We start from the raw sequence: 21,115 nt of genomic DNA, 5'->3' as shown, positions 1-21,115 counted from the left end.
CGCCGCGTCCCGGCCGGGATCGCCTTCGGACCAGGTGCGGCAGCGGGGAGCGGACATGACCACGCTTCTGATCACTCATCAGGCATGCCTCGGCCATGATACCGCGCTCGGACATCCAGAGCGGCCGGCCAGGCTGCAGGCGGTTCTGACAGCCCTCTCCGGCCCGGAATTCGAGGCGCTGGCGTTGCGCGAAGCGCCGGAGGCGACGCCTGCGGAACTCGCGCGCGTGCACGGCGCGGAGTATGTAGCGGCCGTGCTCGCCGGAATGCCGACCGACGGCTACGTTCGATTCGACGACGACACCATCGCGTCGCCTGGTTCGCGCGACGCGGTGGTGCGAGCCGCCGGGGCCGTCCGCGCTGCCGTGGATGCCGTCATGGGCGGAGAAGCAACGAACGCCTTCTGTGCCGTTCGCCCGCCCGGCCACCATGCCGAGCCTAACCGGGCGATGGGTTTCTGCTTCTTCAACAACATCGCCGTCGGCGCGTTTCATGCGCTCGCTGTCCACGGGCTGGACCGGGTCGCTGTCGTCGATTTCGACGTCCACCACGGCAACGGCACGCAGGCCGCATTCGAGAACGATGCGCGCCTGTTCTTCGGATCCACCCACCAGATGCCGCTCTACCCAGGAACGGGACGAGCAGCGGAGCGCGGCGTCGGCAACATCTTCAATGCACCCCTGCCTCCGGGCGCGGCTGGCGAGACGTTCCGCCTGGTCTTTGCGGAGCGGATCCTGCCGGAACTCGAGCAGTTTCGCCCCGATCTGCTGATGATATCGGCCGGGTTCGATGCGCATGCGGCCGATCCCCTCGCCCAGTTGCACCTCGTCGCCGACGACTTCGCCTGGGTGACCGAAAAGCTGGTTGAACTGGCGTCGCGCCACTGCGCGGGACGCATCGTCTCGACGCTCGAAGGTGGCTACGATCTCGAATCCCTCGCCGCGAGCGCAGCCGCTCACGTCCGCGTATTGATGGCCGCATAGGTCCGAATCGCGCCTAAAGCCCGAGATTGGCAACACCGGGGTCGCGATGGCGTTCAAAGGGCATTATGTCTATCCATCGCGCCGCGGATCGTGCGGCATCGAGCGAGTTGGACGAGCGTATGCAGGAAGAGACGGTAGGAGCTGCTCCGGAAAGCCTGAGCTTCGAGGCCGCGCTGAAGGAGCTGGAAGCCATCGTCACGAGCCTCGAGCGCGGTCAGGTCACGCTGGACCAGGCCATCGAATCGTATGAGCGCGGCGTCGCACTGAAGCGGCAGTGCGAGGCCAAGCTGCGCGAGGCACAGGAACGGGTCGAGCGTATTTCGCTGTCACCGGACGGAACCGTGCGGGCCGAGCCGTCCGACATTCCGTTCTGACGACCCGACCGAGCCCAGCATGAACACCTCCGCGATCTTCAGGTCCGCTCTCTCGGACGCAGCTGCGTCCGTGGACGCGGTGATCGACAGGCTCCTGCCTGAGCCGACCGGACCGGAGGCCCCTCTGTTCGAAGCGATGCGCTACGCCGTCCTGGGGCCAGGCAAGCGGATGCGCCCGTTCTTCGTTCTCACGGGGGCGCGCATGTTCGGCGTCAAGGAACAGAGCGCGCTGCGGGTGGCGGCTGCGGTGGAGTTCGTCCATGCCTACTCGCTGGTGCATGACGACCTGCCGGCGATGGACGACGACGACGTGCGACGCGGGCGCCCGACGGTGCACCGTCGCTTCGACGAGGCCACCGCGATCCTTGCCGGCGATGCGCTGCAGACCCTGGCGTTCGAGGTCCTCGCGGATACGGACACGCACTGGGATCCGCAGGTTCGCTGCGACCTTGTGCGCGACCTCGCCGCTGCGGCTGGCGGACGCGGCATGGTCGGCGGCCAGATGCTGGACCTGCGTGCGGCAGAAGAGAATTTCGACATCGGTGCGGTCGCCCGGCTCGAGCGCTTGAAGACGGGCGCGCTCATCGCATTCTCCTGTTCGGCCGGCGCGGTGCTCGGCAATGCCGGAAGCCAAGTCCGGGCGGCTCTCGCAGCCTATGCCCACGACCTCGGGTTCGCTTTCCAGATCGCCGACGATCTGCTGGATGCCGAAGGAAGCGAAGCGGAAACCGGCAAGCGGGTCGGCAAGGATGCGGGCGCCGGCAAGGCGACGGTGGTCGCCCTGCTGGGCGTGGAGGCGGCACGTCAGCACGCTGTCATGCTCGCCAACCAGGCGGTCGCGCATCTCGACGGCCTGGGCAGTGGCGCCGATCCTTTCCGGGCCGCCGCCAGGTTCGTGGTCGAGCGAAGGTCATAAAGGGAGGGCCAAGCTACCGTGACGATTCCCAACACGAAGACCCCCCTTCTGGACGGCGTGACGTGGCCCGAGGACCTTCGCCGCCTGGACGATGAGCAGTTGGCGCTGCTGGCCGACGAACTGCGGCAGGAGACGATTGACGCCGTCTCGCTGACGGGTGGTCACCTCGGGGCCAGTCTGGGCGTGGTGGAACTGACCGTGGCGATTCACAGCGTGTTCGATACGCCGCGCGATCGGCTGATCTGGGATGTCGGGCACCAGGCCTACCCCCACAAGATCCTGACCGGGCGCCGCGACCGCATCCGTACGCTTCGCCAGGCCGGCGGCCTGTCCGGCTTCACCAGGCGCGCCGAAAGCGAATACGACCCCTTCGGCACGGCGCACAGTTCGACCTCTATCTCCGCCGGGCTGGGCATGGCGGTGGCGCGTGACCTGCAAGGTGCCGACAACGACGTGATCGCGGTGATCGGCGATGGCGCGATGAGCGCCGGCATGGCTTACGAGGCCATGAACAATGCCGGGTCGATGAACAAGCGCCTGATCGTCATCCTGAACGACAACGACATGTCGATCGCGCCGCCGGTCGGCGCCATGAGCGCCTATCTGTCGCGCCTGATCTCGTCGAAGTCGTACCGCTCGTTCCGCCACGTGGCCAAGCAGATGGCGGAGCATTTCCCGGATCCGTTCAAGAAGGCGGCTCACCGGGCCGAGGAATATGCCCGCGGGCTACTCACCGGCGGCACCCTGTTCGAGGAGATGGGCTTCTACTATATCGGGCCGGTCGACGGGCATAATCTCTCGCACCTGCTGCCGGTCCTGCGCAACGTGCGCGACAGCCGGGAGACGCGGCCGGTCCTGGTGCATGCCGTTACCCAGAAGGGCAAGGGCTACGCACCGGCCGAAGCATCCGCCGACAAGTATCACGGCGTGGCCAAGTTCGACGTCGTCACCGGGGTCCAGGCCAAGTCGACCGCCAAGGCGCCCGCCTATACGAAGGTTTTCGCGGAAAGCCTCATCGCCGAGGCGGAGCGGGACGAGCGCATCGTGGCGATCACCGGGGCGATGCCGGGAGGCACAGGTGTCGACGCCTTCGCCAAGCGCTTCCCAGACCGCGCCTTCGACGTCGGTATCGCGGAGCAGCACGCCGTGACGTTCGCGGCCGGTTTGGCTTCGGAAGGGTTCCGGCCGTTCGCCGCGATCTACTCGACCTTCCTGCAGCGCGGTTACGACCAGGTCGTGCACGACGTCGCGATCCAGCAACTGCCGGTTCGCTTCGCCATCGATCGCGCCGGCTATGTCGGCGCCGACGGTGCCACGCATCACGGCTCGTTCGACGTCGCCTATCTCGGATGCCTGCCCGGCTTCGTCCTGATGGCGGCGGCCGACGAGGTCGAACTGCGGCACATGGTGGCCACTGCCGCGCGCATCGACGACCGCCCCTCCGCCCTCCGCTATCCGCGTGGCGAAGGCATCGGTCTCGAACTGCCAGCCATCGGCGCACCACTGGAAATCGGCAAGGGCAGGATCCTGCGCGAGGGCACCACTGTCGCGATCGTCAGCTACGGCGGGCGCCTCCAGGAATGCCTCGCCGCGGCCGACCAGCTCCAGGCACGCGGCCTTTCCACCACAGTCGCCGACGCACGCTTCGCCAAGCCGCTCGACGAAGACATGCTGCGCCGGCTCGCCCGCGAGCACGAGGTCCTGATCACCATCGAGGAGGGCTCGATCGGCGGCTTCGCGACGCAGGTTCTCCACCTTCTCGCCCACCAGGGCCTGCTCGACGCCGGCCTGAAGGTCCGGCCGATGGTCATGCCGGACATTTTCGTCGATCACGACAAGCCGGAACGGCAGTACGAGATCGCCGGCCTCGACGCTGCAGGCATCGTCGCGACCGCACTGATGGCACTCGGCCGGGACGCCGTCGAGCGCCCGGCGCGCGCCTGAGGCCGCGACGAGCACGACGGCAGGCGGCCACCGGCGGCGAAGGCCGGCGACCGCCCCCTCAGTTCATCGGTTGAACAGCCCGCGCAACAGCTTCTCGGGCTCGCTTTCCTGCCGCGGCTTCGGCTGCCCGGCCTGAGGAGTGCTCGACGGTGCGGACTGCGTCGTCGGTGCCTGGGGTGCCGTCGGCGATTTGGGCGGCGTCGGTGCGGCGGGAGCCGACGTGCCGCCGGTCGGGGCACCGTCAGGCGCACTCGGGGCCGCCCTCTGGCCGGTGAGGCCCTGCAGCAGCCCTCCGATCCCGCCCGCGCCGGATCCAGTACCGTCTCCGGTTCCGAGGCCGGGGATGGGGAGCTTGACGCCGCTTCCGGCAGCGAGATCCTTCAACGACCCCGGCAGGTTCTTGAGCTTTTCGGGATCCTTGGCGAGATTCTGCAGCATCCGGTCCCACTGCACGTCGTATCGCGGCGCCGACCAGGGGCCGGTGATGCGGATCGGCACCGGGATCCCGGCGAGATCCTCATTCCCGCCCTGCCCCTTCAGGCTCGCCACCAGCGTCGCATCGACCGTGTAGTCGACGGTCTGCCGTGGCAGGTCGACCGTGCCGCCGCCGCCGAGACGCAGCAGCGGCGCCAGCATCTTCAGGTCCTTGTTCTCCACGATCCCGTCGCGGATCACATAGGTGCCGGAGAGTTCGGCGAAGTCTGTCTTCTGCTCGGCTCCTGCCGCCTGGTCCAGGCCAGCGGCACCGACCTTGCGCAACGCCGCCGCGATGTTGATGCCGTAGACCGCGCCGTCGAGGAACTTGAACGAGCCGGCGCCGTCGAGGCTGGACATGAGGTCCTTCTGGCTTCGGCCCGTGCCCGTCCCCTGCGCGGCGAAGCTGGCGGTGCCGGCGAGCCGGTCGGTACCGGCGAAGGCGGTCAGAAGGGGGCGTGCCGCGAGACCCGAAGCCGAGGCGTCGTAATCGAGTTTGACCCCGCGCCCGGTGTCGGCGAGCGAAGCCTTTCCGGCGATGCTGCCCCCCGCGGTCCGGACGTCTGATAACGCCGTGGTCAATGTTCCTCCCGCCAGGGTCGCCGTCATCCGCCCCGTCTCGACGACGAGGCCGCGATAGCGGACGGCATTGAGCGTCACATCAACCTTGCCGGTGTTCTCGCGCAATGCTGCGAGGTCGATCGGCTCCTCGTTCCAGCCGGTCGTGGCGGTCGGTTGTCCGGGCGTCGGTTTCTGCGGCGCAGCGGTGACGGACGGCGGCAGATAGGCGTCGAGGTCGGCCTCGCGAACGACGACCTTCGCGTCGAATCGTCGGGGCATCGATGTCGTGTCGATGCTGCCTTCGGCAGTGGCCTTGAGCGCCTTGCCGTCGATCGTCGCCTGTTTGAGTGCGATCCGCGGGCCATCGGCGGCCAACGTCGCCGTCACCTTCAGGGGGCCCGGGTCCGGCTGGTCGAGTGGCTGCCCCAGCCAAGCGGCGAGGCGGGCGACCGACGCAACGTCGAGATCGACCTTCCCGTCCAGTCCCGGCAGGGGGGCTTGCTGCACCGTACCGTCGAAGCCGGCCGTAACGGGTGCCGCGGAAAGCGATAAGGACGCCGGAAAACGGTTGCCGCCGAGGGCTGCGCGCGGATCCTTCACAGTAGCGGTGGCCGTCACCTTCTCCCCGTTGTAGGTCGCCGCGACCTGGAGCGAGGCCTGCTTGGCCATTCCCGGCAGGTCGAGGCTCAGGTCGAGGTCCGACAGGGGGATCTGCCCCTGTCCGCCGCCAGCGAGGCGGGTTGTCAGCCGTCCGGAAAGCGCGTCGGCGAGGGCGCGTGCAGATGCGCCGCGGCTCTGTGCCGTCAGGTCGAGGGCAGCGGTCCCACCGAGTACCGGTGGTCCACCCGACGCCTGAAGCAGCTCGTCGACCCGCACGCCGGACGCCTTCAAGTCCGCATCGAGAGCGAGCACCTTGCCGGATGCATCGGCCTTCACCGTGCCGCCGACCCGCCCGCCGTACAGTGCGAGTTCGTCGACCTTCATCGTCGCGATGCCCCGATCGACCCGAGCGGTCAACGCCACGCGGCCAAGCCTTTGTCCTGCCGCCTTCACGCCCGCCAGGTCCACCTTCACGTCGGCATCGAGATTGCGGAGCGCGGAGAGGTCGACGGGCTCGTTGGGTAATGTGGCGAAGGGATTCCCTGCCGGTCCGGTCCCCGCTGGCGACGCGGCCGGTGCAGCAGGCCCCACATAGCGGTCGACGTCGAGGACACCGCCCTTCACGTCCAGCGCAAGCTGCGTGACGGCGCCTTTCTGCTCCCACGAACCCTTTGCGGTCGCGTCGAGACCGGCCGAGGCGATAGTCGCCTCGCGCAGGACGATCTTTGCACCGTCGCCGGCGAACACGGCGCGCGCCTTGATCGGTCCGGGATCCTGACCTTCGATCGGCCGGCCGAGCCAGGCAGCCATGCGCGCGGCAGAGGGCGCATAGAAGGTGAAGGTCCCGTCGAGGCCGGCGACCGGCGCCTTGATCACCGCACCGTCGTAGCCCGCTGTGACTACGGCCGATTTCACGGATGCATCGAGATCGAAGCGGTCGCCGGACACGATTTGCGGCAGCGGCGAGGTCTGCGCCTGAACCGAGACCTTCTCCCGGTTGTAGACGAACGTCGCCGCCAGCGTCGGCTCCCTGTCCAATCCGGGCAGGGTCAGGTCCAGCGTCAGTCCGGAGAGTGCCCCAGCGGCTGCGTTGGCGACATTCATCCCGCCCAGGTCCGCGGTCAGCCGACCCTTGAGGCTCTCGGCCAGTTTGCGGACACTTTCACCATGCCCATCGGCTTCGAGCGTCGCGGACACGACGCCCGCGACCGGTGGCTGCTCTTTCGGCGATGCCGCGCGGGCGAGCGCACCGACGTCGACCTTGTCGACCTTGCCGCTCGCGGCGAGTGCCAGCGCCGGACCGGACGCATCCAGGGTCGTGCGCGCTTGGACGGTGCCGCCGTAGATCTGCAGCTGATCGAGGTCCGCAGCGAGCTTGCCGTCCTTCAACGTCGCGGTGAAATCCGTCTGCCCGACGGTGAAGCCCATCACTCTGATACCGGCGATGCGCACGCGAATGTCCGCCTCGCCCTGCCGCAGCGTTTCGAGATCGAGCGCCTCGTCCGGCAGGCTTGCAATCGGGCCGTCCCGGGGCCCGGCCTTCGACGGCGGAGCCTTCAGCGTCTCCTTCGGCGGGGGTGGCAGATAACGGTCGACGTTGATGACGCCACTCTCCACGGTGAGTGCCACCTTCGGCGCAGGACCCGACAGATCGACGCTGCCGGACGCCTTCGCGTCCAGGTCTCGTCCCTGGAGCACTGCCTCGGTCAGCGCCATGCGCGGACCGTCAGCGGCGAAGACCGCGTGCGCCTTCACCGGTCCCGGATCCGGCTGGCCCGCAGGCAAGGGCCGGCCCAGCCATCCCACCAGAGACCCGACCGACGGGATATCGAGGTCGAAGGTCCCATCGAGACCGGGGACCGGTTGGTTCTGGACGCCGCCCGTGTAGCCGGCGCGGGCTTTCGGCGACTCCAGCGCAACAACGGCCTGCGCCTTCTCACCGTCGATCACCCGGCGCGGCGTGTCCAAGGAGAAGCGCGCCGTGACGGGATCGCCGTTCAGCGTCATGCGCGCGTCGAAAGTGGCGACATCCGACAGCCCAGGCACCGACAGGTCGACACCGACGTCGACCGCGTCGATCCTCTGGCCGGTGCGCGCGTCGGCGAACCCGATGCGGCCACCGACGATACGCGCGTTCTCGATGCGCACTTCCCCGCCGAAGCCCGCCTCCTCGCCCTGCGGCTCGGGACGATCCTGCGCATCTGCGGGCGAACCCGAAAAGACCCAGTTCGGATTGCCCGCGGCATCGACGCGGAGATCGGCTTCGGGCTGCTCGACCAGCAGCCGCTTCACGACGATGGTGCGGCCGAGCAGAGGCAGTAGCGCTACCTCGCCCTCGATCCGCTGCACGCTCGCCATGTAGGCCGGCTCCATGCCGGTGGCGTTTGCGAACTTCACGCCGGCGGCGCTGAACCGCACGCTCGGCAAGACAGAGATCGCGAGGTCGCCCTCTATCACCAACTCGCGGCCGGTCGCGTCCTTCACGGCCGCGGCGATCTGCGGCTTGTAGCCGTTCCAGTCGATCAGGGCCGGGACGGCGAACAGTGCCACGACGATGACGACGATCAACGCGCCGATACCGATAGCGACTTTTTTCATGGGCACCGGATCTCCCGGTTACGTATGCGCTTGCCAGGCCGGGATGATGGCCGCAAACGGATCCGACGGCCACCCCGCCACCCGAAAAACATCTGCATCGGATGCCCGGAGACCGCGCCACTATGGAGGCACCCGGACGTTCACGCAGCATGGACAGCGAACCAGGATCCTCACCGTCGGCCGTCGGCGTGACAGCGGGCACGCCGATTCCCGCCCCCGAACGCGCTGCCGTGGTGCGGGCGGCCGACGCCGCCATCGGCCGCTACATTGCTGCGAGGCGCCAGCGCATAGGCCCCTTCGCGCGCCGAACCTTCGGCTGGCGGGGCGCCCTGTCGCTGCATCGCACGGCCGTCGGCTGGGATCTCGTAAGGGCACCGGCGAACGCGCTGGCGGCCGTCCCCGCCATGATGCGCTATGCCGCAGCGCAGGGAGCTCGGGCTGCCGGATATCGCGCCGCCGCGCAGCGGCTGGGTGCGCCACGACTGGCGATCGCCACCGACGTCGCACGCGAGGTCGAGTGGCGCCTCCTGACCGACCTGCTGGAGCTGCCATACGAGCAGCCCCATGCCAAGCCGCCTCGGCGAAGCGCGCACGATGCGCTCGCCGAAGAGATCCTGGCGGATCCAGCCGTGGGGCCAGTTCTGCTGGCCGCCCTGGCGGAGGTGGGACGACGGGCGGGAGACGAGCGCTACCGCCGCTGGCTGACCGAGACGATGGAGGCATATGCATCCACCCGCGCTGCCGCGGTCGAGATGGCGAGCACCCTACTCCACGCCGGCGTGGGGGCCCTCGCTTTCCGGCAATGGACGCCGGGGGCGCTGACCCTGGGGCCGATGATCGCGCGGGTCGTGGCGCAGCGGGCTGCAGGACTGGCGCTGCCGCTCGGGACGGGCGCCAGGGTCTGGTTCGCCGCAGCACCGGCCGCGGCGTCGCCCCTCCTCGCGGCGGGGATAACCGGCGGGCTGCTGCTGATTCCGGCGCTGGCGGCATCGTTTGCCGGCGTCATCACGGACCCGCTGCAGGTGCACCTCGGGATGCACCAACGCAGGCTGAACCGGCTGGTCGATGCGCTGGAACGCGAACTGACCGGCTCCGGCGACAGCGCGTTCGTCATCCGCGACCAATATGTGGCGCGAATGGTCGATCTTATCGAAGTCGCACGCGCGGCGGTGCCTGTGCGCTAGCGCCGCGGACGCGGCTGGCTTTGGGGCTTGGCGATACCGGGCGTCGCAGCCACGGGCGTCACGGTAACGCCGCGACGCCGCGCCTCCAGCAGTTCGCCGATCATGACCGCGGTCGCACGGGCAGACAGCCGCGTCGCGTCCCGCAGGCCCGGCTCCGCCGTCAGCATCAGCTTGCGGGCCTCCTCGTAGTTGCGCTCGACGCCGTTGCCGGTCGCATAGAGGTTGCCGAGCATATACATCGCGCGGGGATGACCCGTGGCGGCCGCGCGTTGAAACCACTGCGCCGCGCGACCGTAGTCCTGCTGAATACCGCCATGGCCGAGCATGTACAGCAGCCCCAGCTGATACTGGCCTTCGGCATCGCCCATCGCTGCCGCGTCGGAAAACTCCGACATGGCAGCGCGATAATCGAACCGATCGAGCGCAGCCTTGCCCTCCGGCACACCCGCCATGGCGGGAGCCGCGCCCGAAATCGCCACCGCCGACACAATCAAAGCGGCGGAGAGCCGCGCGGCTATGCCCATACCCATCTCCTATTCCGCGGCGGCGCGCATGCCGGTCGCCGCGTGCAACGCCTGGCCGAGGTCGGCCAGGATATCGTCGATATGTTCCAGGCCGATCGAGAGGCGAACATAGCCGTCGGACACGCCGGTCGCGGCCAATTCCTCGGGTTCGAGCTGCGAATGGGTCGTCGAGGCCGGATGGATGGCGAGGCTGCGCGCATCGCCTATGTTCGCGACGTGATACAGCAGCTTCAGCGCATCGATGAAATCCCGGCCGGCATCGCGGCCCCCCGACAGCTCGAAGCCGACGAGTCCGCCGAAGCCGCCCTTCAGGTAGGTGTCAGCCCTGCGGCGTGCCTCGCCGTCCATCAGGCCGGGATAGATCACCCGTGATACGGCCGGGTGGCCCTTCAGGAACTCCGCCACCGCCATGCCGTTGCGGCAGTGTTCGCGCATCCGCAGCGGCAGCGTCTCGAGCCCCTGGATGGAAGCGAAGGCGTTGAACGGGCTCATGCAGGCGCCCAGGTCACGCAACAGCGTGGTCCGGGCCTTGATGATGTAGGCGACCGGGCCGATGCCCTTGACCGCCTGGGTCCAGACGGCGCCGTGATAGCTGGGGTCGGGCTGGTTAAGATAGGGCTGGCGTGTCGGCACGGCCTCCCAATCGAACTTGCCGCCGTCGACGATCAGGCCGCCGATCGAGGTCCCGTGGCCGCCGATATACTTGGTCGTCGAATAGACGACCACCGCCGCGCCGTGATCGAGCGGGCGGCAGAGGATCGGCGCTGCCGTGTTGTCCATGATCAGCGGGATACCGAGGGGCCGCCCGATATCCGCGACCTCCTTGATCGGGAAGACGGCTAGCTTCGGATTGGGGAGCGTCTCGGCATAGTAGGCGCGCGTCCGGTCGTCTGTCGCACGCCTGAAGTTCTCGGGGTCGCTCGGATCGACGAAGCGAACCTCTATCCCCTGATCCTTCAGCGTGTTCGCAAAGAGGTTCCACGTTCCCCCGTAAAGGTCTGTAGAACTTACGACATTGTCGCCCGCGTGCGCGATGTTCTGCAGCGCCATCGCCGATGCCGACTGGCCGGACGCGAGCGCCAGACCGGCGACGCCGCCCTCCAGTGCCGCGACGCGCTTTTCGAGCACGTCACAGGTCGGGTTCATGATCCGGGTGTAGATGTTCCCGAGTTCCTTGAGGGCGAACAGATCGGCGGCATGCTGAGTGTCGCGGAACTGGTAGGATGTCGTCTGGTAGATCGGAACCGCGACCGAACCCGTCGCAGGGTCCGCGCGATAGCCCGCATGCAGGACGATCGTCTCAGGATGCTGGCTGTCGACGGTCATGACGGTCTCCCGGGTGCTTTTTGCGTTGCGCGCAGTCTAGCCGAATGATCGGGCGCATGGAATTCAGACGAGACGACCCACTGCTCCTAGGTCGCTTCATGCGAGCGGCGCTCGACGAGGCGCGCGCCGCCGCGGCTAGCGATGAAGTCCCCGTAGGCGCCGTCCTGGTTCATGCACCCACCGGCCGCATACTGGTGCGGACGCACAATGAGGTCGAAACGACGCCGGATCCTACCGCACATGCGGAAATGCTGGCTGTTCGCCGTGCTGCATCGATGCTCGGGAGCCCCCGCCTGACAGAGTGCGACCTTTATGTAACCCTCGAGCCCTGCCCCATGTGCGCCCAGGCCCTGGCGTTCGCGCGGATCCGCCGCGTCTACTACGGGGCGGAGGATCCGAAAGGCGGCGGCATCGACAACGGCGCCCGCATCTTCGCCCAGACCAGCTGCCACCACCGCCCGGAAGTCTATGGTGGGATTTCCGAGCGGGAGTCGGCGGATCTGCTTCGGGCCTTCTTTGCCGCGCGGCGGCCGAACGGGTAGGCGTTCCTGTAGGAGACTAGGCCGCGTGGCTGGCCGCGGGCGCGCCACGCACGGCGACCATGACATCCTCCGGTGTCGCCGCCGCCCGGATACGGTCGCAAACGGCACGGTCCCGCAGGATGCGGGACACACGCGACAGCGCCTTAAGGTGGTCCGCGCCGGCACTTTCCGGTGCCAGCAACAGAACGACGATGTCGACCGGCGCCTCATCGACGGCGTCGAACGGAACCGGTGCCTGCAGGCGGAACAGCAGGCCGAAGAGGTGATCGATGCCCGTGAGCTTGCCGTGCGGGATCGCGATACCACGCCCCACACCCGTGCTTCCCAGCCGCTCACGCTCGAGCAGGACGTTGAATATCGCCCGCTCGGACTCGCCTGTCATTTCAGCGGCATGTTCAGCCAACGCCTCGAGGACCTGCTTTTTGCTGGCCGCCCGCACGCCGAGCAGAACCTGCTCGGGCTTCAGGATCTCGGTGATTTCCATCTTGTCCCCGCCCGCCGTCAGGACTTCCCGGGGGGGCCGGAATCGATCCAACCTATGTTCCCATCCTCGCGCCGATACACGACGTTCAGCCCCCCATGGCCGCCGTTCCGGAACACTAGGACGGGAGCATCCGCCAGGTCCATACGCATCACGGCCTCACCCACGGCGAGGCGCGGTACAGAGGTCGATGTCTCCGCGATGATCACCGGCTGGTCGCTCGCTTCGCCGCCGTCCTCGCGGACCTCCTCGTCTTCATGGCCCTCGTCATCCACATCGTCCTGGGCCTGGATGACGTACTGCGAGAACACCGCGCCGTCGGCCTGATCGGGCGTCTCGGCCGCCTCCCCGTTCGCGCCCTTATGATCGCGCAGCCGCCGCTTGTGCCGACGCAGGCGCTTTGCAATGCGCTCCTGCGCCAGTTCGAACGCGACGACGGGGTCGTTCGCCGTCGCATGGCCATAGAGGTCGATCCCACGTCCCACATGCACCGCGATATCCGAGCGGTAGAACGCCGCCCCATCGCGGGAGAAACTCACCTGGGCCTCGATGGCGCGGCTGAAGTACTTCTCCACGGCCGCGCTCAGCTCGTCGATCACGCGGGTCCGCAGGGCGTCGCCGACGTCGATCTGCTTGCCTGTTACGGTGACGTGCATCGCTCTAACAGCATCCTTTCGGCCGCTTGGTGCGGCACTCGGGTTTTCGGGTTGGGAACGGGTCGTCATCGTATCATCGTACAAGCGCTCTCAATTGGCCGCCAAACCGGCGACTTTCTCTCGGCGCCTCTGCACTGAGGACGGGATACGCATCGCCTCGCGGTACTTCGCCACCGTTCGCCGGGCGATGTCGATGCCCGATCGACGTAGAATCTCCACTATGCGGTCGTCGGACAGAACTTCTGCCGGAGGTTCGTTGTCGATCAGGATCTTGATGCGATGGCGTACAGCCTCCGCCGAATGCGCCTCTCCTCCCGTCGCGCTGGCGATGGCGGACGTAAAGAAATATTTCAGTTCGAACAAGCCCCTCGGTGTCGCGATGTGCTTGTTCGCGGTCACGCGGCTGACGGTGCTCTCGTGCATGTCGATCGCTTCCGCGATGTCGCGCAAGGTAAGAGGCCGCAGGTGCTCGATGCCATGCACGAAGAACGCGTCCTGTTGTCGCACGATCTCGGTGGCGACCTTCAGCACCGTCGTCGCACGCTGATGCAGCGACTTAACCAGCCAATTCGCCGCATTGTACTGTTCTGCGACGTAATCCTTGTCCTGTCGCGAATGACATGACTTCCGGATGCGCGCGTAATAGTGCGAATCCACGAGGACGCGTGGGAGTGCCTCGGTGTTCAACTCGATGATCCACCCGCCCTCCGGGTGCATTCGCATGTAGATGTCGGGAATGAGCGTCTGAACGGGCTCTGACTCGAACCGGAGCGCCGGCTTCGGGTCCAACCGCCGGATCTCCCGCGCCATCTCCGCGAGATCTTCGTCGTCGACACCGCACACGCGCCGGAGTTCGGCGAAATCCCGACGCGCGAGGAGATCGAGATTGTCCAGCAACGCCTGCATCGCCGGATCCAACCGGTTGCGGTCACGTAACTGCAACGCCAGGCACTCGGACAGGTTCCGGGCGAAGATGCCCGGAGGGTCGAAGCGCTGTAGCCGCTCGAGCACGCTGGTTGCGCGTTCGACAGTGCAGCCGAGCGCCGCCACGACCTCGTCGAGGGCACCGGACAGGTAGCCGGCGGCGTCGAGCATGTCGATCAGGTAGAGGGCGACGATCCTGTCGGCGGGATCGAGGATGTCCAACTGCAGCTGCGCGACCAGATGGTCGCGGAGCGTGGGCATCTCGCCAAGAACCTGCTCGAGGCTCGCCTCGTCGCCGTCGAACGACCCGCCTGCCCGCCCCGATTCCGACGAGAAGCTGGGCAGGGTCGGCCCTTCCGCATCCCATACGTTGCCGAAATCCGCGTCGATCGCTTCGGTGAGGCCGGCGAGATCTTCCGCAGCCGGTGCCGAGACGATCTCCGGCTGCGGCGCTTCCACGGGTTCATTGGTCCCGACCTCACCTGCGCCGTCTGCCCGCTGGAGCAGAGGGTTCTGCTCAAGCTGCTGTTCGACGAATGCGGCAAGCTCCATCGTCGACAGCTGCAGCAGTTTTATCGCCTGCTGCAACTGCGGGGTCATGACCAGACTCTGCCCCTGAGTCTGGCGAATCTCCTGACGCTGGAAAAGAGCCATCAACGGTCCCGTGCGATCATGGTTAAAGCCTTAGAGGCTAAACCTTTCGCCCAAGTAAACCCGCCTGACGGCTTCGTCGGCAACGATGTCGGCAGGTGAGCCCTCCCTGAGCACGATTCCGTCGTGCAGGATGTACGCGCGATCGACGAGTTCGAGCGTCTCACGCACGTTATGGTCCGTGATCAAGACCCCGATACCGCGATCGCGCAGGTGCAGAACCAGTTCGCGTATGTCGGACACTGCGATGGGATCGATACCCGCGAAGGGTTCGTCGAGAAGGATGAAGGCAGGCTTCGCCGCCAGGGCCCGCGCAATCTCGACGCGGCGGCGTTCGCCACCCGACAGTGCGAGCGCTGGCGTGCGCCGCAGGTGCTCGATCGAAAATTCCGCGAGCAGTTCGTCGAGCATGCGGCGGCGTTTGCCCGCATCGCGCTCGCTGACTTCGAGGACGGCGCGGATGTTCGCCTCGACGTTGAGACCACGGAAAATCGACGGTTCCTGGGGAAGATAGCCGATGCCCAGGCGCGCGCGGCGATACATCGGAAGTTCCGTGATATCCTCGCCGTCGAGAACGATACGACCGTGGTCCGCGGCGATCAGGCCGGTCACGATGTAGAAGCAGGTGGTCTTGCCGGCACCGTTCGGGCCGAGCAGGCCGACGATCTCTCCGCGGTTGAGCGACAGCGACACCCCACGAAGCACCGGCCGCTTCTTGAAGCGCTTGCCGATGTTCTCCGCCACCAGCCCCTTGTTGTCGGCCACGAGGCGCGGTCGAGGTGCCGTATCGAGCCCATCGCCGGGGGGTTGAGCGCCCTTATTCAAGACCGTCCGCTTTCCTGACTGCGTCTATGCCGGAGGCTATCGGCCACGGCTCTCCGGAACGAATAGCGCCCGCGCTCGCCCGTTGGCCGTGGCGCTTCGCCCCGCCTCAAGACGGCTGACGCCGCTTCGAAGGTCGAGAAAGGCATGCGCACCCGCGAGCTCACTACGCCCCCTGGTGATCCGCACATCACCATCGAGTTCGATGACTTCTCGCGACGGATCGTAGACCGCCTTGTCGGCGCGCACCACCTCCTTCGCGGTCGCAATAAGAACGTTTCCGCTCGCTTCGAGGCGCGCGATGCGCATGCCTCCGCCCTTCCGGTCCTGAAAATACGCGGTCACCCGGTCGCCCTGCAACTTACGGCCGTCGCGTATCACGATTACATCGCCTTGCGCGACGGCCACGCGTTCGCGCTCGCGAAACTCCATTCCGGACTGCGCTATAATCGTCTCGTCGGGCGTCTCCAGCCTTGTCTCCCCGCCGGAAACGGTGAAGAGCGACTTCTCCAGATCATAGACGATCCTTGGTCCGAAGAGACGCGTGTCGCCCCGTGCGGCACGGACGTTTCCCTCCGCCTCGAACCGATAGATGCGGCTGCCGCCCGCGGGCGTGTCGCGATAGTGCGCCGTCAGCGTCTGTGCCCGAACGTCGGTCGCGCCCTGCACGGCGCGGGCATCGCCACGCGCAATGAATACGCCCTCCTCCCGGCGCCACTCGATGCCTTGGCTCGCCTCGACGTTCAGGGGCGCCGACTCGTCCAGAGAAGCGAAATCGGACGCAATCACGGGGCCCGCTGCGACGGTCGCCAGAAGCAGCGCCCCTGCGAGGGTCCGCCGCATGGATGCGTTCATGTCCCGTCCCCGTGCGGCCGCCCGTTCAGCTGCAGCGACGATTTGCCGGTCAACAGCACGCGGCTTCCGTCTTCGAGTATCCGGAAGCCGTCGCCGCTGCCCGTGCCGTCGGGCGCGCGCAGCGACACTCGCTCGTCACCCGCGGCCTCGCCTTGCCTGAAGTCGACCGACGCGCGGTCGGTGGCGATCTCGAATCCGCCATCGTGGGTGAACCGGACCTTGCCGCTCAGGGTCAGTGCGCGATGCTCGCGGTCGAAGACGCCGCTCTGGGCCTTGAGCTCCACCCTGCGGCCGTCGCGCAGGCGCATGTCGGCCTCCGGCATTTCCAGCACCACCTCGTCGGAAGCGGTGGTCGTCTGGCGGGTCGAGGCGGCGGTCACCGTATAGGGTCTGTCATGGGTATCGACCCCGACATAGCGAACGCCCAGCACCGTCAGGTCGGCAGTGTCCTCCGGCTTGATGCGCAGCGCGTCCGGGTCCGGCAACTGTTCCCGAAGCTGGACCTGGGGCCAGGCGAACACGACGATGACGATCAGGGCCGCGGTGGCCGGCAGGATGACCTTCAGGCCGCGGACGTAACGCGAGTAGGTGCGGTCGAGCGCCCGCGGTGCCGCCTCGTAGTCGAAATCCACAGGTCGGCGCGCTTCGGTCGTCTCGGGTGTCGGCGACTCGTCCGCCATCTCACGTCACTCCTGCCCGCAGGCAGTCGTGGACGTGCACGATGCCGACGGGACGGTCGTCCGCGACGACGAAGAGGCTCGTGATCTTGCCGGCGTTCATCGTGGCGACGGCTTCCTCCACCAGCGCATCGGGGCGGATCACCTTCGGACGCGGCGTCATGACGGCGCCGACGGTGCGGCCGAGCAGGTCGGGACCCATGTGCCGGCGGAGATCGCCGTCGGTCAATATCCCGATCAGCGCACCGTGCGGATCCACCACGCCCACGCAGCCGAAGCTGCAGGCCGACATGACGACAATCGCGTCGGACATCGCCGCTTCCGGTCCCGTGAGCGGCAGCTTGTCGCCGGTGTGCATGATCTGGCGCACGCGCTTCAGCTTGTGCCCCAACGAGCCGCCGGGATGCAGCAGCTGGAAGTCCCGGGTCGAGAAGCCGCGGCGATCGAGTAACGCTACGGCCAGCGCATCGCCAAGCGCGAGCATCATCGTCGTCGAGGTCGTCGGCGCCAATCCCATCGGGCACCCCTCCTCCACGGACGGCAGGATCAGGGCGACAGTGGACGCCCCTGCCAGGGGACTGCCGGCACGCGCTGTCATGCCGATCAGCGGAATGCCGATGCGGGCGGTATGGGCGATCATGTCGGCAAGTTCGGCGGTACCGCCCGAGTTGGACAGCGCCAGCACCGCATCGCGCCGCGTGATCATGCCGAGATCGCCGTGGCTCGCCTCGCCCGGGTGCACGTACTGGGCCGGCGTTCCCGTCGAAGCCAGGGTCGCTGCGATCTTCCGCGCGATATGCCCGCTCTTGCCCATCCCGCTGACGATCACCCGCCCTTCCACGTCGAACAGCAGTTCGAGGGCGGCCAGAAAATCGCCATCGAGGCGATCGGCGAGCGCAGTCACCCCCTGTGCCTGCAGGCGCAGGACACGGCGTGCCGATTCCAAAGCTGAATCTCCGGCGTCCGTCGGCGCGGACGCCGCTTCGGGCGCGGTCTGGTCCGGGCTCATATCCGACGCGGCAGTGTTGCGTTATGGAGGCGGTATATGGTCGTCGCGCTCGGCACCGTCAACGCGGGCCGCCCGCCGGCCCCCGTCAGTGCGCGAAGATATCCTCTTCCGGCCAGCCCGCGAGATCGAGCTGCGCACGCGTCGGAAGGAAAGCGAAACAGGCCTCGGCCAAGGCGAGGCGGTTCTCCCGCTCGAGCCGGCGCCGCAGTTCAGCCTGGAGCGCATGCAGGTGGAGCACGTCGGAGGCGGCATAATCCTGCTGCGCCTGCGAGAGCACCGGCCCGCCCCAGTCCGACGACTGCTGCTGCTTCGAGAGGTCGATCTCCAGCAGCTCCCGGCAGAGATCCTTGAGGCCGTGACGGTCGGTATAGGTCCGCACCAGCTTGGACGCGATCTTCGTGCACCACACCGGTGCACAGACGGTTTCCAGATATCGCTGGATCACCGCGATGTCGAAGCGGCCGAAATGGAACAGCTTGAGAACTGCAGGGTCAGCGAGAAGCCGCCTGAGGTTCGGCGCCGCATAGTTCGGCGACGTACCTGCTCCAGGGGCCGGGAACTGCACGAGGTGCGCGTTGCCGTCACCGCCGGAGAGCTGGACCACGCAAAGCCGATCTCGATCGGGCCGCAGCCCCATGGTTTCCGAATCGACCGCAACACTGCCGCCAGCGGCGAGCGCCGCCGCGACGTCGGCCGGCAGGTCGCCGCTATGGAGATAGACCGTCATTCGGAAAAACCGCCCTGCTCGAATGCCGTCCCATCAGGGATCGGCAGTGGTGCCCAGGAGAAGACTCGAACTTCCACGACCTTGCGGCCACAGGTACCTGAAACCTGCGCGTCTACCAATTCCGCCACCTGGGCTCCGGGGCAGGGCGGGGCATGACGTAATCGGAGCCGTTCGGCGTGTCAACATGATCCTTTCATGACGCGCCGAACAGAACGTCATGACATGGCCATGCCGGACCCCGCGGTTCACAGCAGGGCGACCCCCGCCTAGGATAGGCTGGACGGACGAATTGCCCACCGCCACGTGCCGTACGCTGCCGAACGCCGCGCCCGAAACCGGATGAAGAGATGGCAGACACGCCCCGGGGCAGCCGCCCCACTGCATTCGACGTCGCGGTGCGAATCGGCGACGGGCTGGCTGCGATGTTCCGTCGCGGCGGCCGTACGGCGCTCCCCGCGATCGTCCGGGCCGCTCACGACGAGGCCGACCGGCGAATCGCCGCGGCGGCGGAGCCTGCCGCCTGCGCCGCCGGATGCGCCTTCTGCTGCCATCAGCAGGTATCGGCCACTGCGGCCGAGATCCTCGTCATCGCGGCACGAGTCGCAGCGCTGAAGCCGCCGGCGCGTGGCAGGCGCCGTGCCGCAATTCGCCACGCTCTCGCCGCGACGCGCGGCCGCGATCCCATGCAACGCTGGCTCCTGCAGCAGCCCTGCCCGCTGCTCGGCGAAGACAGGCTCTGTACGATCTACGAGGACCGGCCGTTCGGCTGCCGTGGCTATGCGAGTCGGGACCTCGACGCGTGCACCCACGCCTTCGAGTCACCCGAAACGGTCACGCCGAGCCAGATCCCGCGACCGGAGGGTACGCGGCTCAGTGCCGTCATGCTCAGCGCGGCTCTCGATCGCGCGCTGAAGGCGTCGGCGCTGCCGCACCATCCCTACGACCTGATCCACGGTTTGGAGATCGCTTTGACGATCGGCGCCGGCGCGGCGGCGGCACGTTATCTCGCCGGCCAGGATGTGCTCGCCGATGCCCGCATCCACTGGACGGGAGCCACGGCCTCTTCCCCCGGCTCTATCCCCGGCACCCCATAGCCGGCCGCACCCGGCGGCGGCTATTGTCGCAAAGTGACCCTGCCGCGACAGACGGCGAAGGAGGAGGAACGATGAAGCTCGGACTGTCCATCGGCTATTCGGGTGCCGAAATGGCGCTTCCCGTGGAACGGGTGCAGCGCGCCGAAGAACTCGGCTACGACATCGTCTGGACGGCCGAAGCCTACGGGTCAGACGCCGTCACTCCCCTCGCCTATCTCGCCGCAAAGACACAGCGCATCCGGCTCGGCACTGGGATCATGCAGTTGGCGGCGCGGACGCCGGCAAACGCCGCCATGTCCGCCGCCACCGTCGACGCCATGGCGGGCGGTGGGCGATTCGTGGTCGGCCTGGGGGTCTCCGGCCCGCAGATCGTCGAAGGCTGGTACGGCCAGCCGTGGGGCCGGCCCTACCACCGGATCAAGGACTATGTCGCGATCATGCGGAAGGTGTTCCGTCGCGAGGAACCGGTGACGCACGAGGGTGCGGAGATATCCCTGCCCTACACCGGCGAAGGCGCCCTCGGGGTCGGCAAGCCGCTGAAGTCGATTCTCCACATGAACCCCGACATCCCGATCTATTTGGGGACCGGCAACGCCGCCACCGTCCGGCTGACGGGGGAAATCGCCGACGGCTGGCTGCCGCTCGGCTTCGTGCCCGGGAGCCTGCACGAGTATTTGCCGTGGCTGGAGGAAGGCTTCGCCCGGGCCGGCGGCGGCAAGTCGCTCGCGAACTTCGAGATCGCAGCTTCGGTGCACGTCGAAGTGAACGATGACGTTAAGACGGCCCTGCACAAGCTGAAGCCCGAGGTGGCGCTCTACGTCGGCGGCATGGGCCACAAGGACAAGAATTTCCACAAGGAGATGATGATCCGCCGCGGTTTCGGCGACGCCGCCAACCGGATCCAGGAACTCTATCTGGCCGGACGCAAAGATGAGGCGACGAATGCGGTGCCCGACGAGTGGGTCGACCAGAAATCGCTCGTCGGCCCTGCCGCACGCATCAGGCAGCGCTACGGCGCCTGGGCCGATTCGGGCGCAACGTCTCTGACCGTTCGGACCAAGCAGGACGAAGCCGTCGAAGTGATGGCGCAGGCCGCGCGCCTGAATGCCTGAGTAACCTGCCGCGGAAACGCACCGCTGCGCTCCGGTTCGCGCCGTCCCGGTTTCATGTCGGGTCGGCGCGAACGGCCGGCGA

The 21,115-nt window shown here is 67.5% G+C and carries 19 protein-coding genes and 1 tRNA gene; 8 read left to right on the top strand and 12 right to left on the bottom strand.

Going from position 1 to position 21,115, the window contains the following annotated elements; translation table 11 throughout:
• Positions 1-55 precede the first annotated feature (55 nt).
• From ABIE65_RS24885 to dxs, 4 genes are all read left to right on the top strand, one after another.
• The gene (locus tag ABIE65_RS24885; RefSeq protein WP_354081487.1) at positions 56-982 is read left to right on the top strand and encodes a histone deacetylase family protein; all 927 of its coding nucleotides are present in this window, start codon (positions 56-58) and stop codon (positions 980-982) included.
• A gap of 119 nt (positions 983-1,101) precedes the next feature.
• Complete coding sequence (locus tag ABIE65_RS24880; RefSeq protein WP_354081486.1) at positions 1,102-1,356, top strand: exodeoxyribonuclease VII small subunit; 255 nt, start codon at positions 1,102-1,104, stop codon at positions 1,354-1,356.
• Between the two features lie 19 nt (positions 1,357-1,375).
• A complete protein-coding gene (locus tag ABIE65_RS24875) occupies positions 1,376-2,272 on the top strand; it encodes a polyprenyl synthetase family protein (protein ID WP_354081485.1) in 897 nt (298 codons plus the stop codon).
• Between the two features lie 24 nt (positions 2,273-2,296).
• Positions 2,297-4,216: a 1-deoxy-D-xylulose-5-phosphate synthase gene (gene dxs, locus ABIE65_RS24870; RefSeq protein WP_354081542.1), complete on the top strand. Its 1,920-nt coding sequence runs from the start codon at positions 2,297-2,299 to the stop codon at positions 4,214-4,216.
• A gap of 63 nt (positions 4,217-4,279) precedes the next feature.
• On the opposite strand, the gene ABIE65_RS24865 is transcribed toward dxs, so the two are convergent.
• A complete protein-coding gene (locus tag ABIE65_RS24865; protein WP_354081484.1) occupies positions 4,280-8,449 on the bottom strand; it encodes an AsmA family protein in 4,170 nt (1,389 codons plus the stop codon).
• A gap of 149 nt (positions 8,450-8,598) precedes the next feature.
• Between ABIE65_RS24865 and ABIE65_RS24860 the strand changes: the two genes are divergently transcribed.
• On the top strand, positions 8,599-9,633 hold the full coding sequence (locus tag ABIE65_RS24860; RefSeq protein ID WP_354081483.1) for a DUF6635 family protein: 1,035 nt from the start codon (positions 8,599-8,601) through the stop codon (positions 9,631-9,633).
• Here ABIE65_RS24860 and ABIE65_RS24855 read toward each other — a convergent pair.
• Positions 9,630-10,157: a tetratricopeptide repeat protein gene (locus ABIE65_RS24855; RefSeq protein WP_354081482.1), complete on the bottom strand. Its 528-nt coding sequence runs from the start codon at positions 10,155-10,157 to the stop codon at positions 9,630-9,632. The two genes, ABIE65_RS24860 and ABIE65_RS24855, sit on opposite strands and share 4 nt — an antisense overlap.
• Positions 10,158-10,166: 9 nt before the next feature.
• Positions 10,167-11,483, bottom strand: coding sequence for an O-acetylhomoserine aminocarboxypropyltransferase/cysteine synthase family protein (locus ABIE65_RS24850; protein WP_354081481.1), 1,317 nt, complete (start codon positions 11,481-11,483; stop codon positions 10,167-10,169).
• A gap of 44 nt (positions 11,484-11,527) precedes the next feature.
• Between ABIE65_RS24850 and ABIE65_RS24845 the strand changes: the two genes are divergently transcribed.
• Positions 11,528-12,025, top strand: a complete 498-nt coding sequence (locus ABIE65_RS24845) for a nucleoside deaminase (protein ID WP_354081480.1) — start codon at positions 11,528-11,530, stop codon at positions 12,023-12,025.
• A gap of 16 nt (positions 12,026-12,041) precedes the next feature.
• On the opposite strand, the gene ptsN is transcribed toward ABIE65_RS24845, so the two are convergent.
• The 9 genes from ptsN to ABIE65_RS24800 form a co-directional block, all read right to left on the bottom strand.
• Positions 12,042-12,509 carry a PTS IIA-like nitrogen regulatory protein PtsN gene (ptsN, locus tag ABIE65_RS24840; RefSeq protein ID WP_354081479.1) on the bottom strand — a complete coding sequence of 156 codons (468 nt, stop codon included), beginning with the start codon at positions 12,507-12,509 and terminating at the stop codon, positions 12,042-12,044.
• Between the two features lie 17 nt (positions 12,510-12,526).
• The gene (hpf, locus tag ABIE65_RS24835) at positions 12,527-13,231 is read right to left on the bottom strand and encodes a ribosome hibernation-promoting factor, HPF/YfiA family (protein ID WP_354081478.1); all 705 of its coding nucleotides are present in this window, start codon (positions 13,229-13,231) and stop codon (positions 12,527-12,529) included.
• A gap of 21 nt (positions 13,232-13,252) precedes the next feature.
• Positions 13,253-14,740 (bottom strand): RNA polymerase factor sigma-54, encoded by a 1,488-nt coding sequence (gene rpoN, locus ABIE65_RS24830; RefSeq protein ID WP_354081477.1) that lies wholly within the window; start codon positions 14,738-14,740, stop codon positions 13,253-13,255.
• 30 nt (positions 14,741-14,770) lie between these two features.
• Positions 14,771-15,562, bottom strand: a complete 792-nt coding sequence (gene lptB / locus ABIE65_RS24825) for an LPS export ABC transporter ATP-binding protein (protein ID WP_502918571.1) — start codon at positions 15,560-15,562, stop codon at positions 14,771-14,773.
• 36 nt (positions 15,563-15,598) lie between these two features.
• Positions 15,599-16,414, bottom strand: a complete 816-nt coding sequence (locus ABIE65_RS24820; RefSeq protein ID WP_354081475.1) for an LptA/OstA family protein — start codon at positions 16,412-16,414, stop codon at positions 15,599-15,601.
• The gene (gene lptC, locus ABIE65_RS24815; RefSeq protein ID WP_354081474.1) at positions 16,411-17,094 is read right to left on the bottom strand and encodes an LPS export ABC transporter periplasmic protein LptC; all 684 of its coding nucleotides are present in this window, start codon (positions 17,092-17,094) and stop codon (positions 16,411-16,413) included. Before lptC ends, ABIE65_RS24820 begins: the two co-directional genes overlap by 4 nt.
• A 1-nt stretch (position 17,095) precedes the next feature.
• A complete protein-coding gene (locus ABIE65_RS24810) occupies positions 17,096-18,100 on the bottom strand; it encodes a KpsF/GutQ family sugar-phosphate isomerase (RefSeq protein WP_354081473.1) in 1,005 nt (334 codons plus the stop codon).
• 85 nt (positions 18,101-18,185) lie between these two features.
• A complete protein-coding gene (locus tag ABIE65_RS24805; RefSeq protein WP_354081472.1) occupies positions 18,186-18,827 on the bottom strand; it encodes a ribonuclease D in 642 nt (213 codons plus the stop codon).
• Positions 18,828-18,874: 47 nt separating this feature from the next.
• Positions 18,875-18,961 (bottom strand) — tRNA-Leu (locus ABIE65_RS24800).
• Between the two features lie 213 nt (positions 18,962-19,174).
• On the opposite strand from ABIE65_RS24800, the gene ABIE65_RS24795 reads away from it, so the two are divergent.
• Complete coding sequence (locus ABIE65_RS24795) at positions 19,175-19,921, top strand: YkgJ family cysteine cluster protein (RefSeq protein WP_354081471.1); 747 nt, start codon at positions 19,175-19,177, stop codon at positions 19,919-19,921.
• 71 nt (positions 19,922-19,992) lie between these two features.
• On the top strand, positions 19,993-21,033 hold the full coding sequence (locus ABIE65_RS24790) for an LLM class F420-dependent oxidoreductase (RefSeq protein ID WP_354081470.1): 1,041 nt from the start codon (positions 19,993-19,995) through the stop codon (positions 21,031-21,033).
• Positions 21,034-21,115: the final 82 nt, after the last annotated feature.

The organism is Constrictibacter sp. MBR-5 (genome assembly GCF_040549485.1).
In the GTDB taxonomy this organism is placed as follows: Bacteria; Pseudomonadota; Alphaproteobacteria; order JAJUGE01; family JAJUGE01; genus Constrictibacter.
Note: the sequence above shows the minus strand (reverse complement) of the source record. Positions and strands in the feature narration are given on the sequence as shown.

Coding starts and splice junctions, on each gene's coding strand:
- ABIE65_RS24885 (WP_354081487.1), top strand. CDS start 56: ATGACCACGCTTCTGATCACTCATCAGGCATGCCTCGGCCATGATACC.
- ABIE65_RS24880 (WP_354081486.1), top strand. CDS start 1,102: ATGCAGGAAGAGACGGTAGGAGCTGCTCCGGAAAGCCTGAGCTTCGAG.
- ABIE65_RS24875 (WP_354081485.1), top strand. CDS start 1,376: ATGAACACCTCCGCGATCTTCAGGTCCGCTCTCTCGGACGCAGCTGCG.
- ABIE65_RS24865 (WP_354081484.1), bottom strand. CDS start 8,449: ATGAAAAAAGTCGCTATCGGTATCGGCGCGTTGATCGTCGTCATCGTC.
- ABIE65_RS24860 (WP_354081483.1), top strand. CDS start 8,599: ATGGACAGCGAACCAGGATCCTCACCGTCGGCCGTCGGCGTGACAGCG.
- ABIE65_RS24855 (WP_354081482.1), bottom strand. CDS start 10,157: ATGGGCATAGCCGCGCGGCTCTCCGCCGCTTTGATTGTGTCGGCGGTG.
- ABIE65_RS24850 (WP_354081481.1), bottom strand. CDS start 11,483: ATGACCGTCGACAGCCAGCATCCTGAGACGATCGTCCTGCATGCGGGC.
- ABIE65_RS24845 (WP_354081480.1), top strand. CDS start 11,528: ATGATCGGGCGCATGGAATTCAGACGAGACGACCCACTGCTCCTAGGT.
- ptsN (WP_354081479.1), bottom strand. CDS start 12,509: ATGGAAATCACCGAGATCCTGAAGCCCGAGCAGGTTCTGCTCGGCGTG.
- hpf (WP_354081478.1), bottom strand. CDS start 13,231: ATGACGACCCGTTCCCAACCCGAAAACCCGAGTGCCGCACCAAGCGGC.
- rpoN (WP_354081477.1), bottom strand. CDS start 14,740: ATGGCTCTTTTCCAGCGTCAGGAGATTCGCCAGACTCAGGGGCAGAGT.
- ABIE65_RS24820 (WP_354081475.1), bottom strand. CDS start 16,414: ATGAACGCATCCATGCGGCGGACCCTCGCAGGGGCGCTGCTTCTGGCG.
- lptC (WP_354081474.1), bottom strand. CDS start 17,094: ATGGCGGACGAGTCGCCGACACCCGAGACGACCGAAGCGCGCCGACCT.
- ABIE65_RS24810 (WP_354081473.1), bottom strand. CDS start 18,100: ATGAGCCCGGACCAGACCGCGCCCGAAGCGGCGTCCGCGCCGACGGAC.
- ABIE65_RS24805 (WP_354081472.1), bottom strand. CDS start 18,827: ATGACGGTCTATCTCCATAGCGGCGACCTGCCGGCCGACGTCGCGGCG.
- ABIE65_RS24795 (WP_354081471.1), top strand. CDS start 19,175: ATGGCAGACACGCCCCGGGGCAGCCGCCCCACTGCATTCGACGTCGCG.
- ABIE65_RS24790 (WP_354081470.1), top strand. CDS start 19,993: ATGAAGCTCGGACTGTCCATCGGCTATTCGGGTGCCGAAATGGCGCTT.